Source organism: Bacillus sp. FSL K6-3458, assembly GCF_038005045.1.
GTDB classification, from domain to species: domain Bacteria; phylum Bacillota; class Bacilli; order Bacillales; family Bacillaceae; genus Bacillus; species Bacillus altitudinis.
In genome coordinates, this window is record NZ_JBBOSI010000001.1 from 626940 (window position 1) to 649856 (window position 22917).

The 22917-nt window shown below is 41.8% G+C and carries 26 protein-coding genes; 23 read left to right on the forward strand and 3 right to left on the reverse strand.

The annotated features are described in order from the left end of the window. The first annotated feature begins 65 nt into the window (after positions 1-65). The gene (locus MHH23_RS03265) at positions 66-263 is read left to right on the forward strand and encodes a hypothetical protein (protein ID WP_034647437.1); all 198 of its coding nucleotides are present in this window, start codon (positions 66-68) and stop codon (positions 261-263) included. A 13-nt stretch (positions 264-276) separates the two neighbouring features. Here MHH23_RS03265 and MHH23_RS03270 read toward each other — a convergent pair whose 3' ends face one another. After that, complete coding sequence (locus MHH23_RS03270; protein WP_373870393.1) at positions 277-750, reverse strand: DUF2798 domain-containing protein; 474 nt, start codon at positions 748-750, stop codon at positions 277-279. Positions 751-1127: 377 nt separating this feature from the next. Between MHH23_RS03270 and rpoE the strand changes: the two genes are divergently transcribed. Continuing rightward, positions 1128-1664, forward strand: coding sequence for a DNA-directed RNA polymerase subunit delta (gene rpoE, locus MHH23_RS03275; protein ID WP_017360054.1), 537 nt, complete (start codon positions 1128-1130; stop codon positions 1662-1664). Between the two features lie 238 nt (positions 1665-1902). Further along, positions 1903-3510: a glutamine hydrolyzing CTP synthase gene (gene pyrG, locus MHH23_RS03280; RefSeq protein ID WP_017360053.1), complete on the forward strand. Its 1608-nt coding sequence runs from the start codon at positions 1903-1905 to the stop codon at positions 3508-3510. A 41-nt stretch (positions 3511-3551) separates the two neighbouring features. Here pyrG and MHH23_RS03285 read toward each other — a convergent pair whose 3' ends face one another. Next, entirely contained in the window at positions 3552-4082 is a 531-nt protein-coding gene (locus tag MHH23_RS03285; protein WP_008343445.1) for a DUF2529 domain-containing protein, read from the reverse strand. 180 nt (positions 4083-4262) lie between these two features. Between MHH23_RS03285 and MHH23_RS03290 the strand changes: the two genes are divergently transcribed. The 10 genes from MHH23_RS03290 to MHH23_RS03335 all read left to right on the forward strand — a co-directional run bounded on the left by MHH23_RS03290 (position 4263) and on the right by MHH23_RS03335 (position 14654). Next, entirely contained in the window at positions 4263-4637 is a 375-nt protein-coding gene (locus tag MHH23_RS03290; RefSeq protein WP_003214681.1) for a response regulator, read from the forward strand. 178 nt (positions 4638-4815) lie between these two features. Further along, entirely contained in the window at positions 4816-5673 is an 858-nt protein-coding gene (locus tag MHH23_RS03295) for a class II fructose-bisphosphate aldolase (protein WP_007497678.1), read from the forward strand. Between the two features lie 111 nt (positions 5674-5784). Continuing rightward, complete coding sequence (fsa, locus tag MHH23_RS03300; RefSeq protein ID WP_003215343.1) at positions 5785-6423, forward strand: fructose-6-phosphate aldolase; 639 nt, start codon at positions 5785-5787, stop codon at positions 6421-6423. 246 nt (positions 6424-6669) lie between these two features. Further along, complete coding sequence (locus MHH23_RS03305; RefSeq protein WP_007497673.1) at positions 6670-7959, forward strand: UDP-N-acetylglucosamine 1-carboxyvinyltransferase; 1290 nt, start codon at positions 6670-6672, stop codon at positions 7957-7959. A 32-nt stretch (positions 7960-7991) separates the two neighbouring features. Then, positions 7992-8957 carry a class II fructose-bisphosphatase gene (gene glpX / locus MHH23_RS03310; RefSeq protein WP_212359682.1) on the forward strand — a complete coding sequence of 322 codons (966 nt, stop codon included), beginning with the start codon at positions 7992-7994 and terminating at the stop codon, positions 8955-8957. Between the two features lie 364 nt (positions 8958-9321). Then, the gene (gene rho / locus MHH23_RS03315; RefSeq protein ID WP_007497667.1) at positions 9322-10605 is read left to right on the forward strand and encodes a transcription termination factor Rho; all 1284 of its coding nucleotides are present in this window, start codon (positions 9322-9324) and stop codon (positions 10603-10605) included. Between the two features lie 130 nt (positions 10606-10735). After that, positions 10736-10936 (forward strand): 50S ribosomal protein L31, encoded by a 201-nt coding sequence (gene rpmE / locus MHH23_RS03320; RefSeq protein ID WP_003215407.1) that lies wholly within the window; start codon positions 10736-10738, stop codon positions 10934-10936. Between the two features lie 87 nt (positions 10937-11023). Continuing rightward, positions 11024-11626 (forward strand): thymidine kinase, encoded by a 603-nt coding sequence (locus MHH23_RS03325; RefSeq protein WP_007497666.1) that lies wholly within the window; start codon positions 11024-11026, stop codon positions 11624-11626. A 279-nt stretch (positions 11627-11905) separates the two neighbouring features. After that, positions 11906-13606, forward strand: a complete 1701-nt coding sequence (gene malS / locus MHH23_RS03330) for an oxaloacetate-decarboxylating malate dehydrogenase (RefSeq protein ID WP_024718762.1) — start codon at positions 11906-11908, stop codon at positions 13604-13606. 91 nt (positions 13607-13697) lie between these two features. Then, entirely contained in the window at positions 13698-14654 is a 957-nt protein-coding gene (locus tag MHH23_RS03335; RefSeq protein WP_007497662.1) for an AEC family transporter, read from the forward strand. Positions 14655-14688: 34 nt separating this feature from the next. On the opposite strand, the gene racA is transcribed toward MHH23_RS03335, so the two are convergent. Beyond that, positions 14689-15240, reverse strand: a complete 552-nt coding sequence (racA, locus tag MHH23_RS03340; protein ID WP_056704212.1) for a chromosome-anchoring protein RacA — start codon at positions 15238-15240, stop codon at positions 14689-14691. A gap of 210 nt (positions 15241-15450) precedes the next feature. Between racA and prfA the strand changes: the two genes are divergently transcribed. The 10 genes from prfA (at position 15451) to MHH23_RS03390 (ending at position 22827) form a co-directional block, all read left to right on the forward strand. Beyond that, positions 15451-16518 carry a peptide chain release factor 1 gene (gene prfA / locus MHH23_RS03345; RefSeq protein ID WP_008343422.1) on the forward strand — a complete coding sequence of 356 codons (1068 nt, stop codon included), beginning with the start codon at positions 15451-15453 and terminating at the stop codon, positions 16516-16518. Further along, a complete protein-coding gene (gene prmC / locus MHH23_RS03350; protein ID WP_340958900.1) occupies positions 16508-17395 on the forward strand; it encodes a peptide chain release factor N(5)-glutamine methyltransferase in 888 nt (295 codons plus the stop codon). The genes prfA and prmC overlap by 11 nt, the downstream gene beginning before the upstream one ends. A gap of 137 nt (positions 17396-17532) precedes the next feature. Continuing rightward, entirely contained in the window at positions 17533-18012 is a 480-nt protein-coding gene (locus MHH23_RS03355; protein ID WP_019743247.1) for a hypothetical protein, read from the forward strand. Positions 18013-18175: 163 nt separating this feature from the next. Beyond that, positions 18176-18826, forward strand: a complete 651-nt coding sequence (spoIIR, locus tag MHH23_RS03360) for a stage II sporulation protein R (protein ID WP_017360045.1) — start codon at positions 18176-18178, stop codon at positions 18824-18826. Positions 18827-18889: 63 nt separating this feature from the next. Further along, positions 18890-19333: a GNAT family N-acetyltransferase gene (locus tag MHH23_RS03365; protein WP_340958902.1), complete on the forward strand. Its 444-nt coding sequence runs from the start codon at positions 18890-18892 to the stop codon at positions 19331-19333. A gap of 161 nt (positions 19334-19494) precedes the next feature. Continuing rightward, positions 19495-20547, forward strand: a complete 1053-nt coding sequence (locus MHH23_RS03370) for an L-threonylcarbamoyladenylate synthase (RefSeq protein ID WP_080964928.1) — start codon at positions 19495-19497, stop codon at positions 20545-20547. 60 nt (positions 20548-20607) lie between these two features. After that, positions 20608-21162 carry a manganese efflux pump MntP gene (locus tag MHH23_RS03375; protein WP_025208133.1) on the forward strand — a complete coding sequence of 185 codons (555 nt, stop codon included), beginning with the start codon at positions 20608-20610 and terminating at the stop codon, positions 21160-21162. 63 nt (positions 21163-21225) lie between these two features. After that, on the forward strand, positions 21226-21684 hold the full coding sequence (locus MHH23_RS03380; protein WP_017360042.1) for a low molecular weight protein arginine phosphatase: 459 nt from the start codon (positions 21226-21228) through the stop codon (positions 21682-21684). 141 nt (positions 21685-21825) lie between these two features. Beyond that, entirely contained in the window at positions 21826-22275 is a 450-nt protein-coding gene (rpiB, locus tag MHH23_RS03385) for a ribose 5-phosphate isomerase B (RefSeq protein ID WP_003214714.1), read from the forward strand. Positions 22276-22287: 12 nt separating this feature from the next. Continuing rightward, positions 22288-22827 carry a TIGR01440 family protein gene (locus tag MHH23_RS03390; RefSeq protein ID WP_135009591.1) on the forward strand — a complete coding sequence of 180 codons (540 nt, stop codon included), beginning with the start codon at positions 22288-22290 and terminating at the stop codon, positions 22825-22827. The last annotated feature ends 90 nt before the right edge of the window (positions 22828-22917 follow it).

Below are 22917 nucleotides of genomic sequence, written 5' to 3' on the forward strand. Positions count from 1 at the left end.
ATGATCTCATATCACCTGATCACTATGGTAAAATTGGGAAAAGAACCAAAATGGAGGTTATCATGATGAACACAACATTTATTGGCATTTTAGGAATCGTCACGATGATCATATGGATTATGGTCTCCACAGAGCTTTCAAAGTCTCCAAAAAGGAAGGAAGAAAAAGAAAACAGCCGCAGAAAACTCATTGTACTCGTGTCTGCGGGCACTTTATTCACCGTACCTTTGGTTTTTTCACTCATTCAGAATATCCAGCTGTAACATATCCATTCGACTAAACCGCTGCTGTCTGTTTTAATTTCACCCATTTGAAAAAAACAAAACGGACAAGCGGTCCCATAATCAACATCTGCAAAGGGAACGCCAACATGACATTATGACCGAAAATCGTTAAGTAATCAGATAGAATCGATTGTGTTTGAAATCCTGTGCTGATGCTTTGAACGACATATCCGCATAAAGACATGAGAGACACCATCCCAAACACGATAAAGATAGAAAGAGTGAGAATAAAATAGATTTTCTTGCCTTTTGGGGCAAAACGGTTGGCTGCTTTTTTTGCTGAAGGCCCAACAATACACATCTCAATCAACAACGTGATGGCAAAACCGATCACATAGGTGAGTACACCTTCTAACCATGTCATATGTCCAAGCCGTCCATTTAGAAATAGGTTATAAAAGAACATCACTGAAAACATACAAAAACACATCAAGACACCAAATTGTATATCTTCTTTTTTTGTCATTGGCAATTCGATCAACCTCTCAAAATTAGTCTATTTATTATAGATTTCTGTTTCAATTCGTCGTAAGTGAACATTTTGTGAAGGAATAAATCCCCTTTTTTAAGAAGAGTAAATGGCTTTGTATTCATCAAAAGAGAAGACAAAAAAGCATGCAAAACGTGTGCTCCACACATGAATTATGCCAATTCGGCGCAAATGATTGACCGCTAGAGGCTCCTCTTGTGAAAAAATCAAAAATTAACATCAATAAAGGTGGCATAAACTCCCCTAATTTGTTTATAATGAGAGGTATGGTTTGTCGTAAGAATAAGGTATAAATACTTATTATTTCACTGATAAATGGATACATACATGTAATAGAAAGGGAGTGTCTGACCTTGAGTTTGAAAGAATACTCACAGGAACAGCTCAAACAAATGTCTTTAGTTGAACTTGCTTATGAAATTTTCAGAGACAGCAAAACGCCGATTACGTTTTCCGAGTTAATAGATGAAATGGTCCGTTTGCAAGGGATACAAAAATCTGATCTTGATGATCGACTTGCTCAATTTTATACAGACTTAAATATAGATGGCCGCTTTATTTCGTTAGGTGATCAGAGATGGGGACTTCGCAGCTGGTATCCAGTTGATCAAATCGAAGAAGAAGTTCAACCAGCTGTGAAAACAAAAGCGAAAAAGAAAAAAACAAAAGCTGCTGTCGTTGAAGAAGACTTCGATGATATTGAAGAGGAAGAAGAAATCGACGAGCTTGAAGAAGATCTTGATCTTGTTGAAGACGACGAGGACCTTGACCTAGATGATGAAGAAATCGATGAAGAGATAGAAGAGTTCGACGAAGATGATGATGAAGATGATGACGGCTTAACGGAAATTGATGAAGACGATTTAGACGATGATGAGGAAGACAAATAACCCTCACAAACCGGTCCTGAAAACAGGACAAAACCGTCTTGACTTTCCAGAGCGAACTATGTAGTATGTATTTTGGGCTCTCTAAAAAAGAGTACGTAAAGATACGTTCATTTACGCTCCCTTTCATTTATTTGAAAGGGAGCTTTCTTATTTTTCAAGAGATTTAGGGATACACTCTAAAAGGATGAAGCTGTGCATGTCTAGTCATGCAAGGGTAAAAAAGAGAGGAGCATACGAAATGACAAAGTATATTTTTGTAACAGGAGGAGTTGTTTCCTCACTTGGAAAAGGGATCACGGCTGCATCGTTAGGCCGCCTTCTGAAAAATAGAGGGATGGATGTCACCATTCAAAAATTTGATCCATATATCAACGTAGACCCAGGGACAATGAGTCCATATCAGCACGGTGAGGTATTTGTCACAGACGACGGTGCTGAAACAGATCTTGACTTAGGTCACTACGAGCGCTTCATTGATATTAACTTGAATAAATACAGCAACGTCACAACTGGTAAAATCTATTCTACAGTCCTGAAAAAAGAGCGCCGCGGCGACTATTTAGGTGGAACCGTACAGGTTATTCCCCATATTACAAATGAAATCAAAGACCGTGTGTACCGTGCAGGGAAAGAAACGGGTGCAGATGTGGTCATTACAGAAATCGGTGGAACAGTTGGAGATATTGAATCCCTTCCATTCCTAGAAGCGATTCGTCAAATGAAGAGTGACATTGGCCGTGAAAACGTGATGTACATTCATTGTACCCTTGTTCCTTACATCCGTGCTGCAGGCGAACTGAAAACAAAACCAACACAGCATAGTGTAAAAGAACTTCGTAGTCTAGGTATTCAGCCAAACGTCATTGTGGTCAGAACTGAAATGCCATTGGCACAAGACATGAAGGACAAAATTGCGCTATTCTGTGATATTGATACGAAAGCAGTCATCGAATGTCAGGATGCAGATACCCTTTATTCGATTCCGCTTGATTTACAAAAACAAGGATTAGACAAGCTTGTATGTGAGCACATGAAGCTTGACTGTCAAGATGCGGACATGACGGAGTGGACGGCGCTTGTTGATAAAGTGCAAAACCTTTCAAAACAAGTCACGATTGGTCTTGTAGGGAAATATGTTGAGCTGCAAGATGCATACATTTCTGTCGTTGAATCACTTCGTCATGCGGGCTATGCATTTGATGCGGATGTTCAAATCAAATGGATCAACGCAGAAGAAGTCACAGCGGAAAATATGGCTGATTTCGCTCAAGATGTAGACGGCATTATTGTTCCTGGAGGCTTCGGAGACCGCGGAGTAGAAGGGAAAATCATTGCAACACAATATGCGCGCGAAAACAAAGTGCCATTCTTCGGAATTTGCTTAGGTATGCAAGTCGCATCTATCGAATATGCGAGAAACGTACTAGGTTTAGAGGGAGCACATTCCGCTGAAATTGATCCAGAAACAGCATTCCCAATCATCGACCTTCTTCCAGAACAGAAGGATGTTGATGACTTAGGTGGAACACTTCGCCTCGGCCTATACCCTTGTAAATTAAACGAAGACTCAAAAGCATTTGCTGCATACAATGACGAAGTCGTGTACGAACGCCATCGTCATCGCTATGAGTTTAATAACGAATTCAGACAGCAAATGGAAGCAGCAGGTTTTGTCTTCTCTGGTACAAGCCCAGACGGACGCCTTGTTGAAATCATTGAACTGAAGGATCACCCATGGTTCCTTGCTTCTCAGTTCCACCCAGAATTCATTTCAAGACCGACAAGACCACAGCCGTTATTTAGAGATTTCGTTGGTGCTTCACTACAGGCATCTGAATCAAAATAAAACAAAAAACTGCCGAGAATAGCATCTTCTCGGCAGTTTTTTTATTCATATTCCTCAACGATTTCTTTCACAGTAAACGATAGAGCATGGTAGACATATAAGCAGGTCATCAGTGCAGGATAGCCGAACCTTGTTCCATCTTCAGCAGGCACAAGTGGTTTTTTGAGCTGAAAATCAATGTGGACATCACAATGCTCTTCAATGAATGATGTCTCCTTTTGTGCAGGACCGACCCCGACAATAGGTGTACCTTGTTCGTGAAGCTCTTTGACAAGGGATTGAATCTCTTGATCTTCTGGATCTGAATAAAATAAAAGCACCCTGTCACTTGGATGAAGTAAGCTGCGCTCCTTTTGATCTAGCGGCAGAACCTTCGCACCCGGAAACGGCTCCTTGCTCTCAGATGCCTCTAAGGCTACAGCCGCCAGTTCATTCTTGCCATGAAAATACACGGCATGTCCACTGACAACGGCCTGAGCAAGAAGGCGTGCACCGTCTTCGATCGCTTCGGCCTGCTTATCTCCAATACGTGAAAAAATACCTGATAATTGGGTAGTGAAAATTTTTAACAAGACTCATTTCCTCCTTCTGTCAGATCATTTTATAATAGAATATAAAGAGAATATTAGGAAAAATGCTCAGAAAATGTCGTAAAGTAAACTATTATAATTAAAGGAAATGTGAAAATCAAACAGAATTATTTAACAACAGCTCTTTTTATGGCGAAAAATGAAAGCAATGGGGTGTAACAAATGAATGAGAAAATTTTAATTGTCGATGATCAGTACGGTATTAGAATATTGCTGAATGAAGTGTTTCATAAAGAAGGCTATCAAACCTTTCAAGCCGCTAACGGACTACAGGCATTAGATATTGTGAAAAACCATAGACCAAATCTCGTCCTGCTTGATATGAAGATTCCCGGAATGGATGGCATTGAGATTTTAAAACGCATGAAATTAATTGATGAAGACATCCGCGTGATCATTATGACAGCTTATGGCGAACTAGATATGATTCAAGAGTCTAAAGAGCTCGGTGCATTAACGCATTTTGCTAAACCATTTGATATTGATGAAATCCGTGATGCAGTGAAAGAATACTTGCCGCTCGAAACAAATGGCTAGATGGAAATGATTGAATCAAGTCATTCTGTTGCCGATTTGTCGAATAATTGGTATTCTAGATAAGAAGAAGAAAGCGATCTGACTTTGAAAGTTTACATATGGCGAGAAATTCTGGTCATGCTAGGGTGGAGAGCTTTTTTTAGTAAGCAAATTAGCTACATAGGGAGGATTTTTCATCATGCCTTTAGTTTCAATGACAGAAATGTTGAAAGACGCAAAGGAAAAAGGTTACGCTGTTGGACAGTTTAACTTAAATAACTTAGAATTCACGCAAGCGATTTTACAAGCTGCTGAAGAAGAGAAATCTCCAGTTATTTTAGGAGTATCTGAAGGAGCAGGACGCTACATGGGCGGCTTCAAAACAGTTGTCGCAATGGTAAAAGCGTTAATCGAAGAATATAATGTAACAGTTCCTGTTGCGATTCATTTAGATCACGGTTCAAGTTTTGAATCTTGTGCAAAAGCCATTCATGCAGGATTTACTTCTGTGATGATTGATGCTTCTCACCATCCATTTGATGAGAACGTAGCGACAACTGCAAAAGTAGTTGAGCTTGCACATTTCCACGGTGTATCTGTAGAAGCTGAGCTTGGAACTGTTGGTGGACAAGAAGACGACGTCATCGCTGAGGGCGTTATTTATGCTGATCCAAAAGAGTGCCAAGAGCTTGTAGAACGTACTGGTATTGACTGCCTTGCGCCTGCACTAGGTTCAGTTCATGGTCCATACAAAGGTGAACCAAACCTTGGTTTCGCTGAAATGGAAGAAATCGGTAAAACAACTGGACTTCCACTTGTTCTTCACGGCGGAACAGGTATCCCAACTGCTGACATCAAGCGTGCGATTTCACTTGGTACAGCAAAAATCAATGTAAACACTGAAAACCAAATTGCTTCTGCGAAAGCAGTTCGCGAAACACTTGCTGCAAAAACAGAAGAGTATGATCCACGTAAATATCTTGGACCAGCTCGTGACGCAATTAAAGCGACTGTTATCGGCAAAATGCGTGAATTTGGTTCTTCTAACCAAGCATAATTTGATGAGAACCGAAAGCCGCCTGAGTCACAGGCGGTTTTCTCCATATCTTGAGAAAGCGCAATCAAATTTACATTTCAGACAATTTATTGATAGGAGAGTGGCACAGTTATGTTATTTTTCGTAGACACAGCGAATATCGCAGACATCAAAGAGGCACACGAGCTTGGCATTTTAGCAGGCGTGACAACAAACCCTAGTTTAGTAGCGAAAGAAAAGGACGTATCGTTCCACGACCGCCTTCGTGAAATCACTGACGTGGTATCAGGTTCAGTTAGTGCGGAAGTCATTTCCCTCAAAGCAGAAGAAATGATCGAAGAAGGAAAAGAGCTGGCTGCTATTGCACCAAATATCACAGTGAAAATCCCAATGACAACAGACGGTCTTAAAGCGGTCAAAGCGTTAACAGACCTTGGGATTAAAACAAACGTCACGTTGATTTTTAGTGCAAACCAGGCACTTCTTGCAGCTAGAGCTGGTGCGACGTATGTTTCTCCATTCCTCGGCCGCTTAGATGACATTGGCCAGAATGGTCTTGATCTCATTAGTGAAGTGAAAACCATTTTTGATGTTCATGGATTAGATACACAAATCATTGCTGCATCCATTCGTCACCCGCAGCATGTGACAGAAGCTGCGCTTAGAGGTGCTCATATCGGCACAATGCCGCTGAAAGTCATCAAGCAGCTGACAAAACACCCATTAACGGATGCAGGCATTGAGCAATTTTTAGCAGACTGGAATAAATAAGTGATTGTGGCAGACGGATACGCATCCGTTTGCCGCAGTTTTCCTTAAATACGCTAAGAAATGTTTTGTGCAAAGAAGAGAACATCACAGCCTCGCAAAGCTTCGATTATTTTTCTTCCGACAAATTTCGTTTAACCTGTATTCTTTCTCTTGATATTGGCTAAATTTTGGACAAGACCTTTTAAAGCGCGACATCCACAAACAGTATAACTCCAACAGTGATCTTCTTTAAGAAGGGAGACAAATATGGAAAAGTTAAACATTGCCGGCGGTGACCCCTTGCGCGGGACCGTACATATTAGTGGTGCGAAAAATAGTGCTGTGGCACTGATTCCTGCCACGATTCTCGCTGATTCTCCAGTAACCATTGAAGGCCTTCCGCATATTTCAGATATTGACACATTACGAGATCTGTTAGAAGAGATTGGCGGAAAGGTCACGTTTGAAAAAGGTGAGATGGTTGTCAATCCTGCCTCCATGATCAGTATGCCGCTTCCTAATGGGAAAGTGAAGAAACTACGAGCATCCTATTACTTAATGGGCGCCATGCTCGGTAGATTCAAGCAGGCTGTCATTGGATTGCCAGGGGGATGTCACTTAGGACCTAGACCGATCGATCAGCATATCAAAGGCTTTGAAGCACTTGGAGCCGAGGTGACAAACGAACAGGGTGCGATTTATTTGCGCGCTGAAAAATTAGTCGGAGCCCGTATTTATCTTGATGTTGTCAGTGTAGGTGCGACCATCAACATCATGCTGGCAGCCGTGCTGGCTGAAGGGAAAACAGTGATTGAAAATGCCGCAAAAGAACCCGAAATTATTGATGTAGCGACACTGCTTGCAAGCATGGGAGCTAAAATCAAAGGTGCGGGGACGGATGTGATTCGGATCGAAGGTGTGGAATCTCTTCATGGTTGCAGGCATTCCATCATCCCTGACCGCATAGAAGCAGGTACATTTTTAATTGCAGGTGCAGCGATGGGGGATGAAGTTGTGCTTGATAATGTGATCCCAACTCATTTAGAATCAATTACGGCGAAACTTAGAGAGATGGGATTCACAATTGAAACAAGCAACGATCAAATGCTGATCGTTGGCAGAAATGAAGGACTCAAGCCTGTCGATATCAAAACCCTTGTGTATCCGGGCTTTCCGACCGATCTTCAACAGCCGATGACGGCTTTGTTAACAAAGGCGAAAGGCACGAGTGTCGTCACAGATACCATTTACTCTGCCCGCTTTAAACACATTGACGAATTGCGTCGAATGGGTGCTAACATGAAGGTGGAAGGAAGATCTGCTATTATTACAGGTCAAACGCAGCTTCAAGGTGCAAAGGTCAAAGCAAGTGATCTGCGAGCAGGTGCTTGTCTCGTTGTTGCAGGGTTAATGGCAGACGGTGTGACTGAAATCACAGGGCTTGAACATATAGACAGAGGATATAGTATGCTTGAGGAGAAGCTTGAAGGCTTGGGTGCAACCATCTGGCGTGAAAAGCTGAATGACCAAGAAATAGAAGAACTTCAAAATTCATAAGGCTTTGACTGTGAGAGGAGATTTGGACAAAAATGGAAAGAAGTTTATCGATGGAACTAGTACGGGTGACAGAAGCAGCTGCATTAAAATCTGCTCGTTGGATGGGTAGAGGTTTAAAAGACGAAGCGGATGATGCTGCAACAAGTGCCATGCGTGATGTATTTGATACGATTCCGATGAAGGGAACTGTGGTCATCGGCGAGGGAGAAATGGACGAAGCGCCAATGCTTTATATTGGGGAAAAGCTTGGAAACGGATATGGACCTCGCGTGGATGTCGCTGTTGATCCATTGGAAGGAACAAATATTGTGGCAAGCGGCGGCTGGAATGCTTTAGCTGTTATCGCTGTTGCAGATCATGGCAATTTGCTGAATGCACCTGATATGTACATGGATAAGATCGCAGTAGGTCCAGAAGCGGTAGGCTGCATCGACATTGAAGCGCCTGTCATTGACAATCTTCGTGCTGTTGCAAAAGCGAAAAACAAAGATATTGAAGATGTTGTTGCGACAATTTTAAACAGAGAGCGACATGGAAAGATCATTGCTGAGCTGAGAGAAGCTGGAGCAAGAATCAAGCTGATCGATGATGGTGACGTTGCAGGAGCCATTAATACAGCATTTGATCACACAGGTGTTGATATTCTATTTGGTTCAGGTGGAGCGCCTGAAGGTGTCCTTTCTGCTGTTGCGTTAAAAGCACTTGGTGGAGAAATCCACGGTAAGCTTCTTCCACAAAGTGAAGAAGAGCTGAGACGCTGTGAGAAAATGGGACTGGATGTTGGAAAAGTCCTCAGAATGGAAGACCTCGTGAAAGGCGATGACGCCATTTTTGCAGCGACAGGTGTAACTGATGGCGAGTTATTAAAAGGTGTTCAATTTAAAGGCTCTGTTGGAACAACACATAGTGTTGTCATGCGTGCGAAATCAGGTACTGTTCGATTCGTCGATGGCAGACACAGTTTAAAGAAAAAACCGAATCTTGTCATTCGTCCGTAATCTGAAAGCGGGTATTCTTTACCCGCTTTTCATATAGGTGTCAAATATATATCATTTTCTTTTTAAAGTTGAATATTCCCTGCAAATGAGGTAAAACTAAAGAGTGCTGCGAAATTTTCTGCGAATTTACTTCTTTTAAGCTTCAACAAGTTTAAATACTGCCGCATCATGACGATATACTCATTATCCTTCTCTATGTTGACAAAGCTCAATTTCACATTGTTCCTATCTTTACGATAAAACGAGTGGGAGCGTTACCATGAGAGCGAGGTCATTCCAACAAAAACGGAATTAAAAGCTAATCAAATACAATGGTCATGCATTTGTAATGAAATACATTGACTAGAAAAGTGTGGTGTCCATATTGAAAGATGTTTCGATTTCATCTTTGGAAAATATGAAATTAAAAGAGCTGTATGAGTTAGCAAAAAAGTACAAAATCTCTTATTACAGCAAACTAACAAAAAAAGAATTAATTTTTGCCATCTTAAAGGCGAATGCTGAGCAAGAGGATCTCTTATTTATGGAAGGGGTTCTAGAAATTATTCAGTCAGAGGGATTTGGTTTCTTAAGACCAATTAACTACTCCCCAAGTTCTGAAGACATTTATATTTCAGCTTCACAAATCAGACGCTTTGATTTAAGAAATGGTGATAAGGTGTCTGGAAAGGTACGACCTCCAAAAGAGAATGAACGCTACTATGGCCTCCTTCATGTCGAAGCGGTAAATGGGGACGACCCAGAATCAGCTAAGGAACGTGTTCACTTTCCTGCACTCACGCCGCTATTCCCTGATCGTCAAATGATTCTTGAAACACAGCCTAATCACCTGTCTACTAGAATTATGGATATGATGGCGCCAGTTGGGTTTGGGCAACGTGGTTTAATTGTTGCACCGCCTAAGGCTGGGAAAACCATTTTACTCAAAGAAATTGCCAACAGCATCTCTGAAAATCATCCAGAGGCAGAACTGATTGTTCTTCTTATTGACGAACGTCCAGAGGAAGTAACAGATATCGAACGTTCTGTTGCAGGTGATGTCGTTAGCTCAACCTTTGACGAAGTACCGGAAAACCACATTAAAGTAGCAGAGCTTGTATTAGAGCGTGCGATGCGTCTTGTTGAACATAAAAAAGATGTCATCATCTTAATGGACAGCATCACAAGGCTTGCTCGTGCATACAACCTTGTCATCCCGCCAAGCGGCCGAACGCTTTCCGGCGGTATTGATCCAGCGGCTTTCCACCGTCCAAAACGCTTCTTTGGTGCTGCGCGTAACATCGAAGAAGGTGGGAGCTTGACCATTTTAGCTACTGCACTTGTTGATACGGGATCGCGTATGGACGATGTGATTTATGAAGAGTTTAAAGGAACAGGAAACATGGAGCTCCATTTAGATCGTTCTCTTGCAGAAAGAAGAATTTTCCCAGCCATCGACATTCGTCGTTCCGGTACAAGAAAAGAAGAACTGCTTGTGCCTAAAGAACATCTTGATCGTCTATGGGCGATGAGAAAATCAATGTCAGATACACCTGATTTCGCTGAGAAATTCATGCGCAAAATGAGAAAAACAAAGACAAACCAAGAATTTTTCGATATTTTAACGCAAGAGTGGAAACAAGCAAATATGTCTGCATCAAGAAGATAGCTTCCTGAAAAAATACATTTGCAATCATAGACTCACACTGTTATAATTTTATCATGTGCGTTTCAGAATTTATTCTGAGATATTAACTCTGTTTCCGAATTGGATTCAGGGCGGAAGGAGATGACAGTAGATGAAAACAGGAATTCATCCTAACTACAAAAAAGCTACAGTCAAATGCGCTTGTGGAAATGAGTTTGAAACTGGATCAGTAAAAGAAGAGGTACGCATCGAGATTTGCTCTGAGTGCCATCCTTTCTATACAGGCCGTCAAAAATTCGCTTCTGCTGATGGACGTGTTGACCGCTTTAACAAAAAATACGGTCTTAAGTAATAATAGATACAATAAACAGGCAGGAATCCGTTCTTGCCTGTTTTTTTACGTGGATTGATGGAACTTTAAAACGGGGGAGAAGACCTTATGTATGTGATGAAACAAAGCGGTTGGCTTGAAGTCATCTGCGGAAGTATGTTTTCTGGAAAGTCGGAAGAATTGATTCGGAGAGCCAAAAGAGCCACCTTTGCCAAACAAGAAGTAAAAATATTCAAACCAGCGATTGATAACCGGTATAGCACAAGCTCAGTTGTGTCACATAACGGTTCATCCGTCGATGGGATTGCAGTAACCTCACCAAAAGACATAATAACGCACATATCAGAACGAACCGATGTCATTGGCATTGATGAGGTGCAATTTTTTGATGAGACAATCATTGATATTGTCACTCAGTTGGCTGATAAAGGCTACCGAGTCATTGTTGCAGGCCTTGATCAAGACTTCAGAGGAGAGCCATTTGGTGTTGTTCCGCATTTAATGGCATGTGCAGAGCTTGTAACAAAACTTCAAGCAGTTTGTTCGGTATGCGGCTCCCCAGCGAGTAGAACACAACGCTTGATCGACGGTAAACCCGCATCCTATGATGATCCCATTATTTTAGTAGGTGCGCAGGAATCATACGAAGCACGATGCAGACATCACCATGAAGTACCAAAACTAGATGTTGGTACAACACTTGACAATTAAAAAAATAGCAAATGCCGCTGTGTTTCGTTTTTCGAGTTTTTGGCTGAACACCCATCATTTGTACTTAAATAAATTAAATAACGCTACGAAAAAATTATCTAATTTTCAACGCTTGCGTTTTGGTATAAGCAGGCATAAAATGACTAACTGTAGTGTAAAGCATTTAAACGAAAAGTTCGATTTCTTGTCATAATTTTTTTGATTAAGGATTTTTCTCCTTGATCGTTCTTTGTATTAATAGTTCACTTTATTTATATTTTAGAAAGAGGGTAGTTTTTGATGAACAACGTGAAGAAAACAAAAGAAGGGTACCTCGAAACCACTTTGACAGGTAAAGATGTATTATCGATTCCAACGTTGAACAAAGGCGTTGCTTTCTCTGAAGAAGAAAGACAAGAGCTTGGACTAGAAGGATTACTTCCTCCAACTGTTCTGACTTTAGAACAGCAAGCAGAGAGAGCATACAAGCAATTTCTAGCTCAGCCAGATCGTCTTCGTCAAAACGTATACTTAAGTGATTTGCAAAACCGTAACGAAGTATTATTCTATAAGCTTCTAACGGACAAGCTTCGTGAAATGCTTCCTGTTGTTTACACACCAACTGTTGGTGAAGCGATTCAAGAATACAGCCATGAATACAGAAGACCTCATGGTGTCTACCTTTCAATCGACAACATTGACGGTATTGAGAAAGCATTTGAAAACTTACATGCAACAGCAGGCGACATCGACCTCATCGTAGCAACTGACTCTGAGAGTATTCTTGGAATTGGTGACTGGGGTGTTGGTGGTATCAACATCGCAATTGGTAAATTAGCTGTTTACACGGCTGCAGCAGGGATTGATCCAAGCCGCGTGATTCCAGTTGTATTAGATGTTGGAACTAACAATGAAAAACTATTAAATGATCCATTGTACATCGGGAACCACCACAAACGTGTACAAGGTGAAAAATACGAAGAGTTCATTGATGCGTATGTCAAAGCAGCACTTAAATTCTTCCCGAAAGCATTGCTTCACTGGGAAGACCTTGGAAACAAAAATGCGCGTAACATCATGAAAAAATACAACGACAACATCTTAACATTTAATGATGATATCCAAGGTACTGGTGCCATTACTTTAGCGGGTGTTCTTGCAGCTGTCAAGAAAACTGGTACTCAATTGAAAGATCACCGTGTGATGATTTTCGGAGCTGGATCAGCTGGAATCGGAATCGCCGATCAAATGCGTGACACAATGGTTCTTGAAGGTCTAAGTGAAGAAGAAGCAAACAATGCATTCTGGACGTTAGACTACAGAGGATTGCTAACAGATCAGTTTGAAGATGAAGTGCTTGATTTCCAAAAACCATACCTTCGTTCTTCTGATGAAGTAGAAGGCTGGGCTCGTGATGAAAAAGGACAAATCTCATTTGCTGAAGCTGTTCGCAAGGTGAAGCCAACCATTCTTATTGGTACATCAGGTCAAGGCGGCGCATTCACTGAAGAAATTATTAAAGAAATCGCAGCTCATACAGAGCGTCCAGTGATCATGCCGATGTCTAACCCAACTCCACTTGCTGAAGCAGTACCGGAAGATCTATTCAAATGGACAGACGGTCGTGCGCTTGTTGCAACTGGAAGCCCATTCGAAAATGTCGAGTATAACGGAATTGAACATGAAATCGGACAATCAAACAATGCGTTCGTTTTCCCTGGACTTGGTCTTGGTTCAATCGTAACGGAATCAAAAATTATCACAAAAGGCATGTTCGTTGCTTCTGCAAATGCGATCGCTGAAATGGTTGATCATGAAAAACCAGGCGCTGGACTGCTTCCAAGCATTGATAAATTGCAAGAAGTATCAATCAAGGTAGCTGTTGAAGTAGCAAAAGCAGCAATTAAAGATGGTGTCGCAAGAAGAACACCTGACAACATCGAACAAGCTGTGAAAGATGCTATGTGGATTCCTGAATATAAAAAAATTGTAAGAGCATAATAAAATGTGTAATGCGGCATTGTTTCGGGTAATGTAAGCAATGCCGCTATAAAATAAGAAACATGTAAAGGATTCAAGGAGGAATAGTAAGATGGACTTTTTAAATATTTTGATCCTCCTAGCACCGATTTTTTTCGTTATCGCGCTGGGTTGGTTCGCAGGGAACTTCGGCAGCTATGACGCTAAATCTGCAAAAGGTGTAAGTACACTTGTTACAAAGTATGCTTTGCCAGCGCACTTTATCGCCAGCATTCTGTCAACACCAAAAGATAAATTCTATAGTCAAATTCCATTTTTCGTTGCATTGATTCTCGGAATCGTAGGCTTTTATATCATTATCCTTTTAGTTACGAAATTTGCTTTTAAATATGATTTAACAGATTCATCTGTTTTCTCATTAAACTCAGCACAACCGACCTTTGCATTTATGGGGATTCCGGTCTTGGGCAGTTTATTTGGGGCTCAAGAAGTTGCAATTCCGATTGCTATTACCGGAATAGTTGTAAATGCATTGCTTGATCCAATTGCTATTATTGTGTCAACTGTCGGTGAAAAAACAAAAGGAAAAGCCAAAGACGGCGAAAGTTTCCTAAAAATGACGACGAAAGCGATTTTGCACGGTTTATCAGAGCCGCTTGCGCTTGCACCGTTAGCAAGTATCATTCTTGTTCTTTTAGGATTTAAACTTCCTGAAATCGGACATGAAATGCTAGAGGAAATTGGAAGTGTGACATCAGGGGTTGCGCTCTTTGCAGTCGGTGTCACAGTCGGTATCCGCAAAATTAAACTGAGCTTACCAGCTTTCAGTATCGCATTGCTCAAAGTAGCTGTACAACCGTTACTTATGTATTTTATCGCCATTCTTATGGGTCTTTCGGCGGATGAAATTACAAAAGCTGTATTGCTTGTTGCCTTCCCAGGTTCAGCTGTTGCGGCCATGATCGCCACTCGATTCGAGAAACAGGAAGCAGAAACAGCATCGGCATTTGTGATCAGTGCGATCATGTCACTCATTACATTACCGATCATTATTGCACTTACCGTATAATATAGTAGAAAGGCTGCCTTATAGGCAGCCTTTCTTAGCGAAATGAATGAAACAGAGGGAAGAGCACACGCTTTTTTTTCATGTCGGGGTGTGCCTTTTCCTTTTCTTCTTCTTTTGATGGTTTTGGTTTTGTCAATGTGGCTGTGAGGCGTTCTAATTTTGCAGTTAATTCTTCAATTTCTCTTCTGTGCTGGAGGAGCTGGTAGGAAACGCCTTCATCTGCTTTCTTAGCGAGTTTCCGTTCTATTTCTTGGAAACGGGCTTCAATATGACTGACATGTGATTGCTCTTGAAGGAGCTGTTTCACTTGTTCTTCTAAGGCTTCTATCCGTTTTGATGAGTCAGAAGTTTCTACAGTAGGTGATAATTGCTGGGCGGTTTCTTCATGGATCGGCAGTCTAATGTCATGGAGAATCACACCTTCGTTCATTTGGTGTTGGACCTCTTTGAGCAGCTGGACAATGTCATCATGAAATTCGTAATGTCCAAGTTCATTCCGGGCGACAGGGATGTTGAGCTGTTTGACCCAGCGCTGAATGGTTTTTGAAGATACACCAATTTCCTTTGCAACCTCATTTGTATTCAAACCAAATGCCCTCCCTTTTTTCAATTACAAGTACCATTCTCTTTCGTGAGCATCCGTTCCTTCACGTTAGACAAAACAAGTAACCAATCGCCAAAGATCGTGTTTTCTAGTGAAAAATTGCAGAAAATCAATTGTTTTGGAAATTTTTTTGACTGTCATACCCCGCTATACTATAATTAGACTGTTACGCACAAAACAGAGGTGAAGACCATGTTAGACCGTTTAAAATCAATTGAAGAACGCTATGAAAAGCTAAATGAATATTTAAGTGACCCTGAAGTGGTGAACGACCCTAAGAAGCTTCGTGAATATTCGAAGGAACAATCTGATATTCAAGAAACTGTTGAGGTATATAGACAATATCGTGCGGCATATGATCAGCTAAGTGATGCGAAAGCCATGCTGGAAGATAAGCTCGATGCCGATATGCGCGACATGGTCAAAGAAGAAATTTCAGAGCTCACAGAGGAAACAGAACGTTTAGAAGACGAGCTGAAGATCTTGCTCATCCCGAAAGATCCGAATGACGATAAGAACGTTATTGTGGAGGTTCGTGGTGCAGCGGGCGGAGAAGAGGCTGCGCTGTTTGCAGGAAACCTGTACCGTATGTACAGCCGTTATGCTGAAATGCAAGGCTGGAAAACGGAAGTCATGGAAGCGAGTGTCACTGGAACTGGCGGTTATAAGGAGATCATCTTTATGATTAGCGGTAAAGGTGCATATTCTAAACTAAAGTTTGAAAACGGTGCACACCGCGTGCAGCGTGTTCCTGAAACTGAGTCAGGCGGCCGTATTCATACATCAACAGCGACAGTTGCTGTATTACCAGAAGCTGAGGAAGTTGAAATTGATATCCACGAAAAAGATATTCGTGTGGATACATTCGCATCAAGCGGACCAGGGGGACAAAGTGTTAATACCACAATGTCTGCTGTTCGTTTGACTCACCTTCCAACAGGTGTAGTGGTTTCCTGTCAGGACGAGAAATCACAAATCAAAAACAAAGAAAAAGCGATGAAAGTTTTGCGTGCGAGAATTTATGATAAATTCCAGCGTGAAGCACAAGCTGAATATGATCAAACCCGTAAATCTGCTGTTGGAACAGGGGATCGTTCAGAGCGTATCCGTACGTACAATTTCCCACAAAACCGCGTGACGGACCACCGTATCGGATTGACGATTCAAAAGCTTGATCAAATTTTAGAAGGAAAACTTGACGAGGTCATTGATGCATTAATTATGGAAGACCAAGCAAGAAAACTTCAAAATGCAAAATAAAGAGCGAACGATCTTTGAAGCCCTTAAATGGGCTTCTTCTTTGTTAACGGAAGCGGGCAGAGACCAAAACGCAGCAGAGTTAATGTTGATGCATGTGCTTGGATGGAACAGAAGTGAACTTCTTGCCCGTTTTCATGATCCAATGCCAGAGGAGCAAGATTCACAATTCAGCAAGTTCGTCGCACAGCACAAGTGTGGAGTGCCTGTGCAGCATTTAACGGGTGTTGAATTTTTTTATGGGCGTCCTTTTGAGGTAAACAAACACGTTCTGATTCCTCGTCCTGAAACGGAGGAAGTGGTGCTGGCGGCATTGAATATGATGAATCGTGTGTTTCCTAATGATCAGCCGCTCAAAGCTGTTGATGTAGGAACAGGTAGCGGTGCAATTGCGATTACGTTAGCTCTTGAAAAAGAATCTCTCACTGTGACAGCGACGGATATTTCACATGAAGCACTTGAAGTAGCAAAGCGAAATCAAGAAGCGCTTGGTGCAGACGTTCATTTTGTCCAAGGGGATTTACTTGAACCGATTATGGCTCAAGGCATCAAAGTCGATGTGTTTATTTCCAATCCGCCTTATATTGCGGCAGAAGAAATGGATGGTTTATCAGAGGTTGTCACAAAGCATGAACCTGTCAATGCGCTGACAGATGGGCGTGATGGCCTGTGGTTTTATGAGCGTATCGCCTGTGATCTCCACAAGGTACTTCATCAGCAAGCAGTGGTTGTCCTTGAAATAGGACATACACAAGCACAAGATGTAAAAGCGCTTCTTTTGCAGGCGTTCCCTTCAGCTGATGTTCATATCATTAAGGATATCAACGGAAAGGATCGAGCGGTTTGCGCACACATTCAAAACGGAAGTCCGGCTGAATAAAGTCGGACTATTTTATTATGTAAAGATGAAACTTATGGTAAAAGGGAAACGTATATATAGAAGAATGAACATTCTGATCATGATTTTTTACATAAATTTGTTTTGAAGGAGCGAATGGTGTGAACAGAAGGTATGCGATGGTGTTGGTCATCGTCAGTGTACTATTGATTGTGAGTGCTTGCGGTAAACCGAGCTTTAAAAAAGAAGCAGCAGCATTTGGGGAAAACTATAAAAAAGCACAATACACAGTGAATCGGACGGATGACCTATCTGACATGAAGGAGAAGTTGAAGGATTATTTAACAGAGCATGAATATCAAGAATATACAGAAGACAGCATGTTTCCAAGTGTATTAGAAGCAGCAAAAGATCAAGATTGTCAAATTAAACTGAAAAAAATTACGTTTACACCTTCAGATGAAAGCGATGACAGGATTGAATTTGACTATGAAATGATCATTCAATTTATTGACCATAAAGGAAAGGTCAAAAAGGAAATTGAGAAAAAAGGTGCAATGACAGTTATCAAAACAGATTCGGGATTAAAAATCAGCCGAGATTGGGATGGAAGACTGTACCCTTCCGATTACCAATCCTCACTAAAAAGCCGTTCATAAGTTGTTGAATGGCTTTTTTGCATGCAGAAAAAACATTGATTCGCTCACCTCATGTAGTTGTTTTTTACTCATAATCTATTAAAAAAATCATTTTTGCTGTTTACGAGATGCGTTTCCTGGACACAATGTTTGTAGCGAAGAGAAAAAGTGGGGGGAACACATCATGTTTAAAAGTAAAATGATGATTTGTCTTTATATGTTTCTATTATTATGTGGTGCTTTTGCAAACCTTGGAAAAGAGGAGACGGCGGCTGCTTCTGCTAATCAGCCTGTTGTGATTCCAGATGAAGCCATTCGTTTACGCATTTTAGCCAACAGTGACCAGTCGGCAGATCAAGATGTGAAACGAAGTATTCGAGATGAGGTCAATGCCAATATAACGGAGTGGGTGAAAGACCTCACATCCATTGAAGAAGCTAGACGTGTGATTCGTTCAAAGCTTCCAGACATCAATCGTATTGCCAAAGCAAAATTAAAGGAACAACACATTGATCAATCCGTATCGGTCAGCTTTCAAAAAGCCTCATTTCCAACAAAGCTATATGGCAACTTTGTTTATCCTGCTGGTAAATATGAAGCCATTTTGATTACGTTAGGGGAAGGAGACGGAGCCAATTGGTGGTGTGTGTTATTCCCACCGCTCTGCTTTATCGATTTTTCAAACGGAGAAGCGATCGCCTCACCAGAAGGAGATGATAAAGAGCAGGTAGCCGCAGAGCCATCAAATGAATCTGTCAATGAAGTGGTAAAAGAAGAAGAGACGGGTGAAGTGAAATTCTTTCTGTTCGAATGGGTCTCTAGTCTTTTCTCTTAAAAAAGGTCTAAATCTGTTTTTGCCTCATAGAGTTGAAGTAAGAGAACAAAAAGAGGTGAAAGCATGTATTATCAATTAAGAATAGCGACAGAAGAAGATGCCCCGGCCATTAATGCTTTTCTTGAAAAAGGCCAAGCAAAAGGCGGGGTGACTATTGCAGAGCGTACGTCATTTGTGGTCATGGAAGATGCAGACGGTGAGCTTGCAGGCTGTTTAGGTCTTGAACGACTAAATGAACAAGAAGGATTGCTAAGATCACTTGTGATATCAGATAAACTTGGTCAGGGGCATATCGTTTCTCTGTTCCAAAGTGTTCAAACGCTAGGGGAAAAACAAGGTGTGGACACCTTTTATGTTGTAGCCAATCACTCCTCTTCGCATGATTTTTTAGCGCTGATGGGCTTTACGCCTATAGAGGAAATCCCAGAAAGTGTGTGGGTATCTGTGCATGCAAAAGAGTCGTTGGGAAAAGAGCAGGCGGTTGTGCTGCAAAAAACAGCGAGTTAATCACAAAACACCGGACTTATTCACATACTTATCCACTGTAAAACAAGCGTTATCCACAAATTGTGGACAACGCTTGTTTTATTTAGTAGCATCTTTTATACTTTCAAAAGGATAATTGAGATATATCAACAGTTTTATCTTTTTTAAAAGGAGTTTGTATGATGTTAAATACAAAAAGGTGGTCTGTGGATTTAAAAAAGGATTTATCCACATACTATCCACAAATTGAACAAGCAGCTCTGTTGTTGCGGCAGAATGAAGTGGTCGCTTTTCCGACAGAAACGGTTTATGGACTAGGGGCAAATGCAAAAGAGACAGAGGCTGTGAAGAAAATTTATGAAGCGAAAGGACGCCCAAGTGATAATCCGTTGATTGTTCACATTGCGGATGTTCAACAGCTTCATGAATTTGCGCAAATAGAAAATGAAAAAGTAACAGCGCTGATGGATGCCTTTTGGCCAGGCGCTCTCACCATTGTTCTACCTTGTAAGCCGGGAACATTATCAAAGCAGGTGACGGCAGGTTTAACGACAGTAGGCGTAAGAATGCCTGATCATCCTGTTGCGCTTGAACTCATCCGAGCAGCTGGTCTGCCAATTGCCGCGCCTAGTGCCAACCGTTCGGGAAAACCGTCGCCGACACTTGCGGATCATGTCGCGAGTGATCTTGATGGGAAAATTGCTGGCATTGTCGATGGTGGTTCAACAGGTATTGGCGTGGAGTCAACGGTTGTATCCTGTATAGAGGAGATTCCAGTGATCTTAAGGCCGGGCGGTATTACAAAAGAAGCGTTAGAAGAGGTCGTAGGAACGGTCAACATGGATCCAGGGTTGACGAAAAAGGATGAGGCGCCAGTATCGCCGGGAATGAAATACACACATTATGCACCTGAAGCACAAATGTATATATTTCATGGAAGTGATGAAGACATGCAGCTGCACATTCAGAAGTACCGAGCTGAAGGGCTAAAAGTAGGTGTGCTGACAACAGAAGAAAAGAAGGAATGGTTTGCGGCAGATGTTATCTTTAGCTGTGGATGGAGAGAAAAGCCTGAAACGGTTGCGGCAAACTTATATCGTGTGCTGAGACAATTTGATGAAACGGATGTAGACTTGATCATTTCAGAAGCCTTCTCAGAGCAGGGAGTTGGTTCTGCGATCATGAACCGTCTGCAAAAAGCGGCAGGAGGGCGCACTCTCTCTTCATTCAAATAGTTCTAACCTCTCTTGGACAAACATAGGTTAAAGGAGAATGCGTGTCCAAGGGGGATTTACATGAATGAACTTGCTGGCGAATTGCTGACACTCAGTATCATGGCTTTTGCACTTGGAATGGATGCCTTTTCGGTTGGACTCGGCATGGGGATGATTCAGCTGAGATTCCGCCAGATCCTATATATTGGACTTGTCATTGGGATATTTCATATGTTTATGCCTCTTTTTGGCATGCTAACAGGTCAGCTTTTATCTGGCTGGCTTGGGCTCCTAGCAACCTATATTGGCGGGGCGCTGCTTTTGGTGCTGGGTCTGCAAATGATCATCGCTTCTATCCGAAAAGAAGATAAGCCATTTATCGCACCTGTTGGGGCCGGTCTCGTTCTTTTTGCAACAAGTGTGAGTTTAGATAGTTTTTCCGTTGGCTTAAGCCTGGGGATTTACGGTTCTCGGGTGTTGATGACCATTTTATTGTTTGGCTTTTTTAGTATGATGCTCACATGGCTTGGATTATTACTCGGTAAACAGGTTCGGTCATGGGTAGGTTCATACAGCGGGGCGCTTGGCGGATTGATTTTACTAGCCTTTGGAATCAAATTATTATTTCCGCTCTAGCCAGTCTCCTTACATAACATGTAGAATGAAATGCTATATAATAGAAGAAAAGGAGGTCGAAAGATGAATATCTTATTTGTTTGTACGGGAAATACTTGCAGAAGTCCGATGGCTCAAGCCCTTTTTTCCTCCATTGCAGATGAAAAAGGCTTACAGGTCACTGTAAAATCAGCGGGCATCTTCGCCTCTGATGCAGGGAAGGCTTCTCCTCAAGCAGTCGAAGCATTATTTGAGAAAAGCATTCCACTGAATCACTCGTCGTCTAAACTAACAGAAGAACTTCTTCATGAAGCAGATTATGTCTTCACCATGACGATTCAGCATAAACAGTTGATTGTGGAGCAATATGCTCATGTGAAAGACAAGGTCTTCACTCTAAAAGAATTTGCGACAGGATCAGAAGGTGACGTGTCGGATCCATTTGGAGGGAGCCTCTCCATTTATCAGGAGACACGAGATGAACTAGAAACGCTATTGTATCAACTTGCTAAAAAGCTTAAACAGGATCACAAATCCTCATAAATGGACAACCTGTAAAACCGTTGCGCAAACGGTTTTTCTGCTTTTGTTTGCAAATGACTAGGCAGAGGTTAAAATATAACTGTAAATAAAGAATGAATGTAAGACATGACAGATTAACTCACCCTTAGGAGGAATTGCCCGATGAAAGTAGCCATTGCATCCGATCACGGCGGAACGAATATTCGTGAAGAAATCAAACAACTAATGGATGAATTAAAGATTGAATACATTGATATGGGTTGTGAATGTGGATCAGGTTCTGTAGACTACCCTGACTATGCTTTTCCTGTAGCCAATATGGTGGCAAACGGAGAAGTCGATCGAGGCATTTTGATTTGCGGGACAGGTATCGGTATGAGCATTTCAGCAAACAAAGTGAAAGGCATCCGCTGTGCACTGGCGCATGATACATTCAGTGCAAAGGCGACAAGAGAACATAACGATACAAATGTTCTTGCGATGGGAGAACGAGTCATTGGACCAGGATTGGCAAGAGAGATTGCTCACATTTGGCTGACAACAGAATTTACTGCAGGACGTCATGCTGTGCGGATTGGTAAAATCGCTGATTACGAAGAAAAGCACCTGTAAGGAGCGCTTAACATGAACATTGGTCAAGATTGGCTTGAAATGTTAAAAGAGTTTCATCAAACAGTTGAACTGCGAGCCGGCCACATTTTAGTGATTGGCTGCAGTACATCAGAAGTGGCTGGCGAGCACATTGGGACAGCGGGAAGTGAGCAAATTGCTGAAGCTATTTATCAAGAGCTCGATCAACTGAGACGCGAGACAGGAATTGAATTGGCTTTCCAATGCTGCGAGCATTTGAATCGTGCCCTCGTTGTGGAAGAAGAGGTGGCGTACCGGCTTAACTTAGAAATTGTAGCGGCAGTACCTGTCCGTAAGGCGGGTGGTTCTATGGCGGCGCATGCGTATCAGCAAATGGAACACCCTGTGCTGGTTGAATCCATTTCAGCGCATGCAGGGATTGATATCGGTGATACATTAATCGGCATGCACTTAAAGCGGGTAGCCGTACCGGTCCGTCTCAGTCGTCATCAATTAGGACAAGCACATGTGACGTTTGCAAAAACTCGTCCAAAGCTGATTGGCGGAGAACGAGCCGTTTATACAAGATCATAGTTCGGATATATTTCTAATATAATGTTGAATGATGAAGACGCTCCACCCCTTGAATATTCGGGTTTTCATAAAAAAGAAGTCGATTTTCCA